Origin of the sequence: Escherichia sp. R1 (genome assembly GCF_003000935.1) — a bacterium.
GTDB classification, from domain to species: Bacteria; Pseudomonadota; Gammaproteobacteria; order Enterobacterales; family Enterobacteriaceae; genus Escherichia; species Escherichia coli.
In genome coordinates, this window is record NZ_PSRU01000001.1 from 500924 (window position 1) to 513480 (window position 12557).

The 12557-nt window shown below is 51.5% G+C and carries 12 protein-coding genes; 5 read left to right on the forward strand and 7 right to left on the reverse strand.

What is annotated here, in order from left to right; genetic code table 11:
- Nucleotides 1-118 precede the first annotated feature (118 nt).
- The 4 genes from dsbG (at nt 119) to C4F37_RS02580 (ending at nt 3941) form a co-directional block, all read left to right on the forward strand.
- Entirely contained in the window at nt 119-865 is a 747-nt protein-coding gene (dsbG, locus tag C4F37_RS02565; RefSeq protein ID WP_001295854.1) for a thiol:disulfide interchange protein DsbG, read from the forward strand.
- A 204-nt stretch (nt 866-1069) separates the two neighbouring features.
- The gene (gene citR / locus C4F37_RS02570) at nt 1070-1972 is read left to right on the forward strand and encodes a DNA-binding transcriptional repressor CitR (protein ID WP_001339331.1); all 903 of its coding nucleotides are present in this window, start codon (nt 1070-1072) and stop codon (nt 1970-1972) included.
- A gap of 146 nt (nt 1973-2118) precedes the next feature.
- On the forward strand, nt 2119-3339 hold the full coding sequence (locus tag C4F37_RS02575) for a phosphoadenosine phosphosulfate reductase (RefSeq protein ID WP_000029771.1): 1221 nt from the start codon (nt 2119-2121) through the stop codon (nt 3337-3339).
- Nucleotides 3312-3941 (forward strand): IbrB-like domain-containing protein, encoded by a 630-nt coding sequence (locus tag C4F37_RS02580; RefSeq protein WP_000502940.1) that lies wholly within the window; start codon nt 3312-3314, stop codon nt 3939-3941. Before C4F37_RS02575 ends, C4F37_RS02580 begins: the two co-directional genes overlap by 28 nt.
- On the opposite strand, the gene ybdL is transcribed toward C4F37_RS02580, so the two are convergent.
- Nucleotides 3942-5102, reverse strand: coding sequence for a methionine-oxo-acid transaminase (gene ybdL / locus C4F37_RS02585; RefSeq protein ID WP_000183964.1), 1161 nt, complete (start codon nt 5100-5102; stop codon nt 3942-3944). It lies immediately after the preceding gene.
- 108 nt (nt 5103-5210) lie between these two features.
- Here ybdL and hcxA point away from each other — a divergent pair, with 108 nt between their 5' ends.
- The gene (hcxA, locus tag C4F37_RS02590) at nt 5211-6299 is read left to right on the forward strand and encodes a hydroxycarboxylate dehydrogenase HcxA (protein WP_001538444.1); all 1089 of its coding nucleotides are present in this window, start codon (nt 5211-5213) and stop codon (nt 6297-6299) included.
- A gap of 9 nt (nt 6300-6308) precedes the next feature.
- On the opposite strand, the gene C4F37_RS02595 is transcribed toward hcxA, so the two are convergent.
- The 6 genes from C4F37_RS02595 to entE all read right to left on the reverse strand — a co-directional run bounded on the left by C4F37_RS02595 (nt 6309) and on the right by entE (nt 12548).
- A complete protein-coding gene (locus tag C4F37_RS02595) occupies nt 6309-6506 on the reverse strand; it encodes a YbdD/YjiX family protein (protein ID WP_000460431.1) in 198 nt (65 codons plus the stop codon).
- A 112-nt stretch (nt 6507-6618) separates the two neighbouring features.
- The gene (gene cstA, locus C4F37_RS02600) at nt 6619-8724 is read right to left on the reverse strand and encodes a pyruvate/proton symporter CstA (RefSeq protein WP_001043146.1); all 2106 of its coding nucleotides are present in this window, start codon (nt 8722-8724) and stop codon (nt 6619-6621) included.
- 180 nt (nt 8725-8904) lie between these two features.
- Nucleotides 8905-9318 (reverse strand): proofreading thioesterase EntH, encoded by a 414-nt coding sequence (entH, locus tag C4F37_RS02605; protein ID WP_000637953.1) that lies wholly within the window; start codon nt 9316-9318, stop codon nt 8905-8907.
- A 2-nt stretch (nt 9319-9320) separates the two neighbouring features.
- Complete coding sequence (gene entA, locus C4F37_RS02610) at nt 9321-10067, reverse strand: 2,3-dihydro-2,3-dihydroxybenzoate dehydrogenase EntA (protein ID WP_000347657.1); 747 nt, start codon at nt 10065-10067, stop codon at nt 9321-9323.
- Nucleotides 10067-10924, reverse strand: coding sequence for an enterobactin biosynthesis bifunctional isochorismatase/aryl carrier protein EntB (gene entB / locus C4F37_RS02615; RefSeq protein WP_001538443.1), 858 nt, complete (start codon nt 10922-10924; stop codon nt 10067-10069). The genes entA and entB overlap by 1 nt, the downstream gene beginning before the upstream one ends.
- A 13-nt stretch (nt 10925-10937) precedes the next feature.
- The gene (entE, locus tag C4F37_RS02620; RefSeq protein WP_001538442.1) at nt 10938-12548 is read right to left on the reverse strand and encodes a (2,3-dihydroxybenzoyl)adenylate synthase EntE; all 1611 of its coding nucleotides are present in this window, start codon (nt 12546-12548) and stop codon (nt 10938-10940) included.
- Between the last annotated feature and the right edge of the window lie 9 nt (nt 12549-12557).

Below are 12557 nucleotides of genomic sequence, written 5' to 3' on the forward strand. Positions count from 1 at the left end.
ACATGGATTACAACACCCTCATAAACAAAGGGCAATCACCTGATCTAAGCTCTTACCTATGACAGTGATAGGTTATGCCTTTTACTCGACTTTTGCACTGACTGAAAAGGACAAATTAATGTTAAAAAAGATACTTTTACTGGCTCTGCTTCCTGCAATCGCCTTCGCAGAGGAACTTCCTGCCCCAGTAAAAGCGATTGAAAAACAGGGTATTACAATCATCAAAACGTTCGATGCCCCTGGAGGAATGAAAGGTTATCTCGGTAAGTATCAGGATATGGGCGTCACCATCTACCTGACTCCAGATGGTAAGCACGCTATCTCTGGTTACATGTACAACGAAAAAGGTGAAAACCTGAGTAACACGCTTATCGAAAAAGAAATTTACGCACCCGCCGGACGTGAAATGTGGCAACGGATGGAACAATCCCACTGGCTCCTCGACGGTAAAAAAGACGCGCCGGTCATTGTCTACGTCTTCGCCGATCCGTTCTGCCCATATTGTAAACAGTTCTGGCAGCAGGCTCGTCCGTGGGTAGATTCTGGCAAAGTGCAATTAAGAACATTGTTGGTTGGGGTTATCAAACCAGAAAGCCCGGCGACAGCAGCGGCAATTCTTGCCTCCAAAGATCCCGCAAAAACCTGGCAACAATATGAAGCCTCTGGTGGCAAGCTTAAGCTAAGCGTGCCTGCAAACGTAAGTACAGAGCAAATGAAAGTGTTAAGCGACAACGAGAAACTCATGGACGATCTGGGGGCAAATGTCACACCAGCTATCTATTACATGAGTAAGGAAAATACCCTGCAACAAGCCGTCGGATTACCCGATCAGAAAACGCTTAATATCATTATGAGGAATAAATAAAGGATAATTCATGGATGGTTGAAATATATCCTTGCTTTTTAACCATCCTAAAAACGCATGAATTGCTCGTAACCCACCTGACAGCTATGCTATTTTAGAAAATCTTAATCCAAAGTTAAGCAGAAAAACATAACACATATAAATACAACAACATTATTGATCAAGTGAATGATTTATGGAAGAGACAATACAACGGAGTATGTTATGGCTAATCTTTATGATCTAAAAAAATTTGACCTCAATTTACTGGTCATATTTGAATGTATTTATCAACATCTCAGCATTAGTAAAGCGGCAGAATCATTATATATAACGCCCTCTGCTGTTAGTCAGTCGTTACAACGTTTACGTGCGCAATTTAATGACCCGTTATTCATTCGCTCAGGGAAAGGTATCGCGCCGACTACAACAGGGTTAAACCTGCATCACCATCTTGAGAAAAATCTCAGAGGCCTTGAACAAACGATCAATATCGTTAATAAGTCTGAACTAAAGAAAAATTTTATTATCTACGGTCCTCAGCTTATTTCTTGTACTAATAACAACATGCTAATCCGCTGTCTTAGACAAGATACTTCAATCGATATAGAATGCCATGACATCCTGCTTTCAGCTGAAAATGCCGAAGAACTGTTGGTTCAACGCAAAACTGACCTGGCAATTACGCTGCAACCAGTAATTAGTCGCTCTGTCATCTGCATGCCGTTACACACTATTCGCAATTCCCTTATATGTAGCAACAAACATCCTCGTATTACTGATACCAGTAACTATGAACAAATTATCGCCGAAGAATTCACCCTGTTGATATCTAAATCAGCAGGGATTGACGAAATTCAAATGGACATAGATGAACGTTTTATGAACCGTAAAGTTTCATTTCGCAGTTCTTCTTTGATGACTATAATTAATAGTATTTCTGTTACTGACTTATTAGGCATTGTGCCCACCGAACTGTACGATTTACATCGTGACTTTTTGAAGTTAAAAGAAATAAAACTGGAACAATCTCTTCCTGCGGTTAAACTTTATATTTCCTATAACAAGGCTTCGTTGAACAACCTTGTCTTCTCCCGATTCATAGATCGTTTAAATGATAGCTTCTGATTCATTACCACTGACAAATAATATATTACGCATCAATTAATTCATTGTGTGAATATAAAATAATGTGCTCTATCTTGCTTCGTTTATCCTATAATTAGCGGATTCATCTCACGAATCACCCCGTAACGTTCAGAGAGCGTTTTTAGATGTCTATTTATAAAATCCCGCTTCCACTGAATATTCTGGAAGCTGCAAAAGAACGTATTACCTGGACACTTAATACCCTACCCCGTATCTGTGTTTCTTTTTCGGGTGGTAAAGATTCCGGATTAATGCTGCATCTGACAGCCGAAATTGCCCGACAAATGGGCAAAAAAATCTGCGTTTTGTTTATCGACTGGGAAGCGCAGTTCTCATGCACTATTAACTATGTTCAGTCATTACGTGAGTTTTACGCCGATGTCATCGAAGAGTTTTACTGGGTTGCGCTCCCGCTTACGACGCAAAATTCCCTTTCACAATACCAACCCGAATGGCAGTGCTGGGAACCTGATGTCGAATGGGTGCGTCAGCCCCCGCAAGATGCGATAACCGATCCTGACTTTTTCTCCTTTTACCAGCCTGGTATGACCTTCGAACAATTTGTGCGTGAGTTTGCCGAATGGTTTTCGCAAAAGCGTCCGGCGGCGATGATGATCGGCATCCGCGCAGATGAGTCCTACAACCGTTTTGTCGCCATCGCCAGTTTAAATAAACAACGTTTTGCCGATGATAAGCCCTGGACCACCGCCGCACCAGGCGGTCATAGCTGGTACATTTACCCCATCTACGACTGGAAAGTGGCTGATATCTGGACCTGGTATGCTAACCATCAACAGCTCTGTAACCCACTGTATAATATAATGTATCAGGCAGGCGTCCCTCTGCGTCATATGCGAATTTGCGAACCTTTTGGCCCGGAGCAACGGCAAGGATTATGGCTCTATCACGTTATCGAACCGGATCGCTGGGCTGCTATGTGCGCACGAGTCAGCGGGGTAAAAAGTGGCGGCATTTACGCCGGACATGATAATCATTTTTATGGTCATCGGAAAATCCTCAAGCCAGAACATTTAGACTGGCAAGAATATGCATTATTGCTGCTCAATAGCATGCCGGAAAAAACGGCTGAGCATTACCGCAATAAAATCGCTATTTATTTGCACTGGTATCAGAAAAAAGGCATCGAAGTTCCACAAACCCAGCAAGGGGACATTGGCGCGAAAGATATCCCCTCCTGGCGGCGAATATGCAAAGTTTTACTCAATAACGATTACTGGTGCCGGGCATTATCATTTAGTCCTACGAAAGCGAAGAACTATCAGCGTTATAACGAACGGATAAAAGGAAAACGTCAGGAATGGGGGATACTATGCAACAACGATTAACGCAGGATTTAACCCAATTTCTCGCCAGCTTGCCGGAAGATGATCGCATCAAAGCGATTAATGAAATCCGCATGGCGATCCATCAGGTTAGCCCCTTTCGTGAAGAGCCAGTGGATTGCGTTCTGTGGGTTAAAAACAGCCAACTTATGCCTAATGATTACAACCCAAACAACGTGGCACCACCCGAAAAAAAACTGCTGAAAAAATCCATTGAAATAGATGGTTTTACCCAACCCATTGTAGTCACGCATACGGATAAAAATGCTCTGGAAATCGTGGATGGTTTTCACCGCCATGAAATTGGTAAAGGCTCATCATCGTTAAAATTACGCTTAAAAGGTTATTTGCCGGTGACCTGTCTGGAAGGTACGCGTAATCAACGCATCGCCGCGACTATTCGTCATAATCGCGCTCGTGGACGTCACCAAATCACTGCCATGTCAGAAATCGTCCGAGAACTCAGCCAGTTGGGATGGGACGATAATAAAATTGGCAAAGAGCTGGGAATGGACAGCGACGAAGTGTTGCGCCTGAAGCAAATTAACGGCCTGCAAGAGTTGTTTGCCGACCGTCAATTTTCCCGCGCCTGGACGGTTAAATAACTACAGCTGGCGCAGGCGTTCTGCTGCTGCCAGCAACGTCGATTCCTTCTTGGCAAAACAGAGACGAATCAGTTTATGTGGGAAGGGATCGGCGCAAAACACCGACAGCGGAATCGCCGCTACGCCGTGCTCCCGCGTCAGCCACTGGCAAAACTCAACATCATCCAGCGTAGATACGGCGCTGTAATCCACCAGCAAAAAGTATGTACCTTCGCACGGTAAAATCTCCAGCCGACTTTCATTTAAGGCATTCACCAGAATATCGCGCTTCTGGCGATAAAAGTCCGGTAACGCAAGATAATGCTCAGGTTCTGCACGTAGCATATCGGCAAGCGCCAACTGTGCCGGGGTATTCACCGAAAAGGTCAGATACTGATGCACTTTGCGGATCTCGGCGCTGATGGGCGCAGGCGCAACGCAATAACCCACTTTCCAGCCGGTCATATGATAGGTCTTGCCAAACGATGACACCGCCACCGCTCGCTCACGCAATTGCGGATGCGCCAGCACGCTGGCATGGCCCTGTTGTGAAAAATTGATGTGCTCGTAGACTTCATCGCTAATGACAAAAATCTCGTGCCCGGCGATCGCCTGCCACAGAGCGGCGAAATCAGTCTGCTGCCAGACAGTTGCACTGGGGTTATGCGGGGTGTTGAGGATCACCAGTCGGGTGCGCTCGCTTAACAATGCGGCAAATTCCTGCCAGTCAACGCGAAAATGCGGCGGTTGCAGTGCAATACGTTTCACTATTCCCCCCGAAAGTGCGATGGCGGGGGCGTAACTGTCATAGCTGGGATCAAAACAAATCACTTCGTCGCCATTGCGCACCAATGCGGTTATCGCCGCGTATAACGCCTCCGTCGCCCCTGCCGTCACGGTGATATTGCTGTCGACATCCGGTTGATAGCCATACAGACGTTCCGTTTTCTGAGCAATCGCCTCGCGCAAGGCCTGCACGCCGGTCATGGGTGCGTATTGGTTTGCCCCCTGGGCAACATGGTACGCCAGCCGCTCCTGTAAATAGCGCGGACCATCAAAATCAGGAAAGCCTTGCGAAAGGTTAATGGCCTGGTGTTGCTGCGCCAGCGCGCTCATCCGGGTGAAAATAGTGGTGCCAAGTTGTGGAAGTTTGCTTTGTGGAATCAGAGGGTTATTTGTCATTTTTATTGTACCTGACGAAGTTGCGTGTTGAAGGCACTATAACACGATGCTAGTATTTGGCAATCAAGACGTTTAGATGTCTAAATAAAACAATAAGGACAACACAACATGCCTCACAATCCTATCCGCGTGGTCGTCGGCCCGGCTAACTACTTTTCACATCCCGGAAGTTTCAATCACCTGCACGATTTTTTCACTGATGAACAACTTTCTCGCGCGGTGTGGATCTACGGCGAACGCGCCATTGCTGCGGCACAAACCAAACTGCCGCCTGCGTTTGAACTGCCAGGGGTAAAGCATATTTTGTTTCGTGGTCATTGCAGCGAAAGCGATGTGCAACAACTGGCGGCGGAGTCCGGTGACGATCGCAGCGTGGTGATTGGCGTCGGCGGCGGCGCACTACTCGACACCGCGAAAGCCCTCGCCCGCCGTCTCGGTCTGCCGTTTGTTGCCGTTCCGACGATCGCCGCTACCTGCGCCGCCTGGACACCGCTCTCCGTCTGGTATAACGATGCCGGACAAGCGCTGCATTATGAGATTTTCGACGACGCCAATTTTATGGTGCTGGTGGAACCGGAGATTATCCTCAACGCGCCGCAACAATATCTGCTGGCGGGGATCGGTGACACGCTGGCGAAATGGTATGAAGCGGTGGTGCTGGCCCCGCAACCAGAAACGTTGCCGCTAACCGTGCGGCTAGGGATCAATAATGCGCAGGCTATTCGCGACGTCTTGTTAAACAGTAGCGAACAGGCGCTGAGCGATCAGCAAAATCACCAGTTAACGCAATCATTTTGCGATGTGGTGGATGCCATTATTGCTGGTGGTGGGATGGTTGGTGGTCTGGGCGATCGTTTTACGCGTGTGGCGGCGGCCCATGCTGTGCATAACGGTCTGACCGTTTTGCCGCAAACCGAGAAGTTTCTCCACGGCACCAAAGTCGCCTACGGAATTCTGGTGCAAAGCGCCTTGCTGGGTCAGGATGATGTGCTGGCGCAATTAACCGGGGCGTATCAGCGTTTTCATCTGCCGACTACGCTGGCGGAGCTGGAAGTGGATATCAATAATCAGGCGGAGATCGACAAAGTGATTGCCCACACCTTGCGTCCGGTGGAATCCATTCATTACCTGCCGGTCACGCTGACACCAGATACGTTGCGTGCAGCGTTCGAAAAAGTGGAATCGTTTAAAGCCTGACGTACATATTTAGCAGCAGCGCGCGCCGCCTTTTCCACCGTAGCGCGCGTCCTGCCGCTCACGGAAAAACTCCTCGTAGGTCATCGGCGTTTGATCGGGATGGTTAACCCGCATATGTTCGACATAGTTGTCGTAATCAGGCATACCAATCATCAGTTTCGCCGCCTGACCTAAATATTTTCCGGCTTTTGCCAGTGAATCAAACATCTAAACCTCCGGTAATACAAATGCCCTCCTGAATTAAGAGGGCTTAATTGCTATCAACACGCTCGGGATGAGAGTAAGGGGAGCGCTCAGCACATTCCCCCTCACTCTGACTTTAGTGCGCGCCTTTCGCCTGCGCCACGATCTCCTCGACATTTTCCGGCATCGGCTCATATGGCGTTTCTTTCGCCGTTGGCTTCGGCTCTTTCAATGCCGCCAGTGCCGTCTTAATCGAGAACAGCGCCAGAACCACCACGACCACCATAAAGAAGATGGTTAACCCGGCATCCAGACGGTTGTTGAACACGAGTTGCGCCAGCTGTGACTCAGTATACTGCGACGGAATATTGCCGCTGTCGATCATTGCCTGGAACTTGTTAGCAATCGCCAGGAATCCGACTTTCGCATCCGGGCTAAACGCTTTCTGCCAGCCTGCGGTCAAGGTACAAATCAGCAGCCAGGCCGTTGGTACCAGCGCCACCCAGGCGTAACGTTGACGTTTCATTTTGAACAGCACCACAGCACAAAGCATCAGCGCCATCCCTGCCAGCATCTGGTTGGCAATACCAAACAGCGGCCACAAGGTGTTAATACCGCCCAGCGGATCGACCACGCCCTGATGCAGGAAGTAGCCCCACGCCAGCACGCACAGCGCCGTTGCCAGCAGGTTAGCAGGCAGTGAATCGGTCCGTTTCAGGCCCGGAGACACCACGCCCAGCAGATCCTGCAACATAAAGCGCGCAGCACGCGTACCCGCATCCACCGCCGTCAGAATAAACAGTGCTTCAAACAGAATGGCGAAGTGATACCAGAACGCCACATCCATCATGCCGCCCAGCGCACCGTGCAGAATGTAGGCCATCCCCACCGCCAGGGTCGGCGCACCGCCCGCACGAGAAATGATCGACTGTTCACCCACTTCGCTGGCAATCTGGTTTAGCGTATCCGGGGTAATCGCAAAGCCCCAGCTACTCACCACCTGCGCGGCAGAAGCAACCACATCCGCCGTCCCTGCCGGAGCCAGCACCGCCATCGGGCTGTTCATGGCGAAGTACACACCCGGATCGATGATACAGGCGGAAACCAGCGCCATAATCGCCACGAAGGATTCCATCAACATCCCACCGTAGCCGATAAAGCACGCCTGCCCTTCGTTCGCCAGCATCTTCGGTGTAGTGCCGGAAGAGATCAGTGCATGGAAGCCAGACACCGCGCCACAGGCAATGGTGATAAACAGGAACGGGAACAGGTTACCGGTCCATACCGGGCCAGTGCCATCGACAAATTTAGTTAGCGCAGGCATGGTCAGCGTCGGGCGCATAATCAAAATGCCCACCGCCAGACCGACGATAGTCCCGATTTTCAGGAAGGTTGAGAGGTAGTCACGCGGAGCCAGCAGCAACCACACCGGCAGCACCGCCGCCACAAAACCGTAACCCACCAGCATCCAGGTCAGCTGCACGCCGGTAAAGTCAAAGTACGGTGCCCACGTCGGGCTTTCTGCCACCCAGCCGCCAGAGATAATGGCGAAAATAAGGAACACCAGACCAATCACCGACACTTCGCCAATACGCCCCGGACGCAAATAGCGCAGGTAGATCCCCATAAACAGCGCCAGCGGAATGGTGAACGCAACGGTATACGTTCCCCACGGGCTATGAGTCAGGGCTTTAACCACGATCATCGCCAGCACGGCAAGGATAATGACCATGATCATAAAGCAGGCCACCAGCGCTATCACCCCGGCGGTTGGCCCCATCTCTTCTTTGACCAGCTCACCCAGCGAGCGACCGTCACGGCGCGTGGAAACAAACAGCACCATGAAATCCTGCACCGCACCGGCGAGAACCACCCCTGCGAGCAGCCAGATCATCCCTGGCAGGTAACCCATTTGCGCCGCCAGTACCGGCCCAACCAACGGACCTGCTCCGGCAATGGCCGCAAAATGGTGACCGAACAGCACTTTTTTGTCCGTCGGCACATAGTCCAGCCCGTCGTTATGGCGCACCGCTGGCGTCATACGCGTCGGGTCAACCGCCAGCACATTTTTGGCGATATACAGCCCATAAAAACGGTAAGCGATCAGATAGATACAGACCGACGCCACCACAATCCACAGCGCGTTGATCTGTTCCCCACGATTTAAAGCAATGTATCCCAGAGCAAATGCTCCCATTACAGAGAGCACTGTCCAGACGAGGTATTTCCCTGATTTGTTCATAGTTGTTATCCGTGTGCGTGTCCATAGAGATGTTACATTTTGTTTCTATAACATCTTTGTACAATTTAACAACACAGCAACCATGTAAATCGGAGTTGAAACCAATATTTAACTTAACAATGTTAACTCGATCACTCCGTTAACCGAATTTTCCTGCAATCTCATTTTATTCTGTCGGGTTCATCCCAAAACCGCTGTGCCCAGCCGACAGGTGCAGCAACGCCGCCCCTGTTCATCGAAAACGACGATTTCCCAGCTCTGATTTTGTCGTCCAAGATGCAGCGGTTGGCAGACACCGCGCACCTTTCCCTCAGACACCGGGCGATGATGTGTGGCGTTAAGTTCCGTGCCCACCACACACTGTCCGTCGCGGGTCATCATAAATCCGGCCATCGATCCCAGCGTTTCCGCCAGCGCCGCCGACGCGCCGCCATGCAGCAGGCCAAACGGCTGATGAGTACGGGTATCAACCGGCATTTCGGCTTCCAGCACATCATCGCCCAGACGGGTATACACAATTCCCAGATGCGCCACCATTGTGTTATCGCTGGTGGCATTCAGCTCGTCGAGCGTTAAATGGCGTTTCCAGATCATGCTTATGCCCCCAGCGTTGAGCCGCCATCGACCACAATATCCTGTAGGGTGATATGGCTGGCGAGATCAGAGGCGAGGAACAAAATCGTATTGGCAATCTCCTGCGGACGAGCGATTTTCCCTAGCGGAATGCCGAGTTTAAACTGCTCGCCAAAGCCGCGAATACGCTGCTCTTCGGCGTCATCGCTAACCCACAGCGTGCGTTGCATATCGGTGTCGGTGGAGCCCGGCGAAACCACATTACAGCGCACGCCGCTACCCGCCAGTTCCAGCCCGACGCTCAACGCCAGGCTTTTCAGCGCCGCTTTCGACGCGCCATAAGCACTCATACCAATGCGCGGCGTGTGTGCGGCGTCGGACGCAACAGTAACAATCGCCCCGCCCCGCTGACGGCGAAACTGGTTCATGGTCTGCTGAAACAGGTTAAACGCACCGCCGACGTTGACCGCAAAAGTCTGCTGCCAGTCCTCTTTACTGAGCTGATCGGTCGCGCCCATGCGCAAAATTCCCGCCGCATTGACCAGCACGTCCAGTCGCTCCGTTTCAGCTAACAGTCGCTGACATACCTGCGCCACCTGCGCAGCATCGGCAACATCCATTACTTCGGTCGCAAAAGGATATTGCTCCTGAGTAAACGCTTGATCAAAACCTGTAACTTTCGCCCCCGCCTCAACAAATGCCAGCGCCGTGGCATAGCCGATACCTTTCCCCGCGCCAGTTACCCAGACATTTTTACCGCTGAAATCCATTATTTCACCTCGCGGGAGAGTAGCTTCCACCAGGCGTTGATGGTCGGGTTTTTCGCCAGCATGACAAAGTCGATATCGCCATGCACTTTGCGCCAGCGCGCCGCCAGCGCCATCATGCGCACCGAATCCAGACCGTAGTCGATCAGGTTGTCGTCATCGAAGGGTTCATCGGACTCGTCCAGCAACGGCAGGATCACCTCACGCAGCGCCGCTTTGCTGGCGGGGATAGGTGCTGGCAGCAATTCTTCGGTCATCACCACCCGACCAGAACGCCCGGCCACATATTTCAGCGACATCAAATGCTCGTCACGGCTGAAATCGGCCAGCGCATCCGCCACCATAAACGGTTTAATATCGCGCATAAATGCGTCCGTTGCGGTGGTCATACAGCCAATGTGGGCATATACCCCGGTAATAATCAGCTGGTTACGTCCACTCTCTTTGAGCATTTGCTCCAGCGGAGAACGATGAAATGCGCTGTAGCGCCATTTCACCAGCACCGTGTCGTCGGCATCTGGCGTCAGGCGATCCACCACCTTTTGCTGTTCCGGCGAACGGGTCAGGCCAGGCCCCCACATATCATTCAACAGCGCCCGATCTTCATCGCTCTGCTCTTTCGGCTGGGCGGTGTAATAAACCGGGATATTGTGCTGTTTGCAGTAGTCGCGTAGTGCCGCAATATTCGCGATCACCTGCTCCATCATCGGGCAGTTCTCACCCCAGAAGCTGACAAAATAGTCCTGCATATCATGGATTAACAACGCGGCACGTTGCGGTTCAAAGGCCCAGTCGACTTTATTCTGCGGAATATCATGAGACTCCGGCAGTGCGTAAGCCTGTAATTTTGGAATAGCCATCGTGTTCTCTCCTTCAGGCTGATGTGCGTGACGCCAGCCACTGACGTAATTGTTTTTTATCGACTTTCCCGACCGCCGTCAGCGGAAGTGAATCTACACACTCCACGCGATCCGGTAATTTAAATTCGGCAATACCCTGTTCACGCAGGAAACGACGCACCTGCACCGCGCGCAGCGGCTCTTTTACCACCAGATAAGCACAGCTTTTTTCGCCCATCAGCTCATCTTCCATGCTCACCAGTGCGGCGTAGATCACCGCCGGATGGCGCAGCAGCAGGTTTTCGATCTCTTCGGCAGCGATCTTCTCGCCGCCACGGTTGATCTGATCTTTCTCGCGCCCCTGCACAGTGATGTAACCCTCTGGATCAATAGAGATCAGATCGCCGGAACAGTAAAAACCGTTGGCATCAAAGGCGCTGGCATTGTGCTGCGGGCTTTTGTAATAGCCACGGAAGGTGTACGGCCCGCGCGTCATCAGGCGTCCAGCTTCCCCTTGCGGCAGTGGATTTCCTTCGGCATCGGCAACCCATACTTCATCGTCCGGGCACATTGGGTAACCCTGGGTATGGATAATTTTCTCCGCACTATCATCAAGACGGGTGTAGTTCACCAGCCCTTCCGCCATGCCAAACACCTGCTGCAACTGACAGCCAATCTCAGCGGGAATACGCGCCGCAAGGGTGGCAGAAAGACGGGCGCCGCCGACCTGTAACAGTTTCAGCGAGGCAAGCTGCGCCCGGCTTTCGCCTTCAGCCAGTGCCTGCAACCACAGGCTGACTGCTGGCGGCACCAGCGCGGTGACGTTCACCTGATGTTTTTCAATCAATGGGAAGCAAAGCGTGGCGCTGGGGTCGGCAGCCAGAACGACAGTGCCGCCAGCGAGAAATACCCCCAACGATCCCGGTGAACTCATGGCGTAGTTATGAGCCGCCGGGATCGCGCACAGGTAGCGCGTCTGTTGTGTGAACTGACAAATCTCGACGCTACGACGCACGCTGTAGTAGTAGTCGTTATGAGTGCGCGGGATCAGTTTCGGAGTGCCGGTGGTGCCGCCGGAAAGCTGGAAATAGGCCACTTCATCAGCAGGAGATGGCGTGGCAGTAAAATCCTCAGCCGGATGGTTAATCGCATCCTGCAAGTTATGCTCACCGCTGTCGTTGAGCAGCTGCACCACGCGAATCGAAGAATGCTCTGCAACAAATGTGTTGAGGAAATCATCCCCGCTAAATAGCGCATGTTGGCGATCGGCAATCAGTAACGCCGGTTCAATCTGGCTGGCATAGGCGTTCAGTTCACTACGCTGATGGCTGAACAGCGCCAGCACCGGCGCAACGCCCAGTTTCAGCAGCGCGAAAAAGGTAATGTAAAGTTCAGCGACGTTACCCAGTTGTACCAGCGCGGTTTCACCAAGTTTAATGCCCTGACGGCGCAAACTACAGGCGAGGTTATCCGCCGCCTGATTCAGCTCCCGATAACTCAACTGCCGCTCGCCGTCGATAACCGCGATGCTGTCACTCGCAGCGTGGCGAGTCAGAATGTCGGTCAGTGGCAAATCCTGCCAGTAGCCTTTTTCCCGATAGCGACGGGCAAACTCTTCCGGCCAGCGGGTGAATGGAATGCTCATCCTCGCTCC

Excerpts from the sequence above, each read along its gene's own strand:
- C4F37_RS02595 (WP_000460431.1), bottom strand. The coding sequence starts at position 6,506 with ATGTTTGATTCACTGGCAAAAGCCGGAAAATATTTAGGTCAGGCGGCG.
- cstA (WP_001043146.1), bottom strand. The coding sequence starts at position 8,724 with ATGAACAAATCAGGGAAATACCTCGTCTGGACAGTGCTCTCTGTAATG.
- entE (WP_001538442.1), bottom strand. The coding sequence starts at position 12,548 with ATGAGCATTCCATTCACCCGCTGGCCGGAAGAGTTTGCCCGTCGCTAT.
- C4F37_RS02580 (WP_000502940.1), top strand. The coding sequence starts at position 3,312 with ATGGGGGATACTATGCAACAACGATTAACGCAGGATTTAACCCAATTT.
- entH (WP_000637953.1), bottom strand. The coding sequence starts at position 9,318 with ATGATCTGGAAACGCCATTTAACGCTCGACGAGCTGAATGCCACCAGC.
- dsbG (WP_001295854.1), top strand. The coding sequence starts at position 119 with ATGTTAAAAAAGATACTTTTACTGGCTCTGCTTCCTGCAATCGCCTTC.
- C4F37_RS02575 (WP_000029771.1), top strand. The coding sequence starts at position 2,119 with ATGTCTATTTATAAAATCCCGCTTCCACTGAATATTCTGGAAGCTGCA.
- entB (WP_001538443.1), bottom strand. The coding sequence starts at position 10,924 with ATGGCTATTCCAAAATTACAGGCTTACGCACTGCCGGAGTCTCATGAT.
- entA (WP_000347657.1), bottom strand. The coding sequence starts at position 10,067 with ATGGATTTCAGCGGTAAAAATGTCTGGGTAACTGGCGCGGGGAAAGGT.
- hcxA (WP_001538444.1), top strand. The coding sequence starts at position 5,211 with ATGCCTCACAATCCTATCCGCGTGGTCGTCGGCCCGGCTAACTACTTT.
- ybdL (WP_000183964.1), bottom strand. The coding sequence starts at position 5,102 with ATGACAAATAACCCTCTGATTCCACAAAGCAAACTTCCACAACTTGGC.
- citR (WP_001339331.1), top strand. The coding sequence starts at position 1,070 with ATGGCTAATCTTTATGATCTAAAAAAATTTGACCTCAATTTACTGGTC.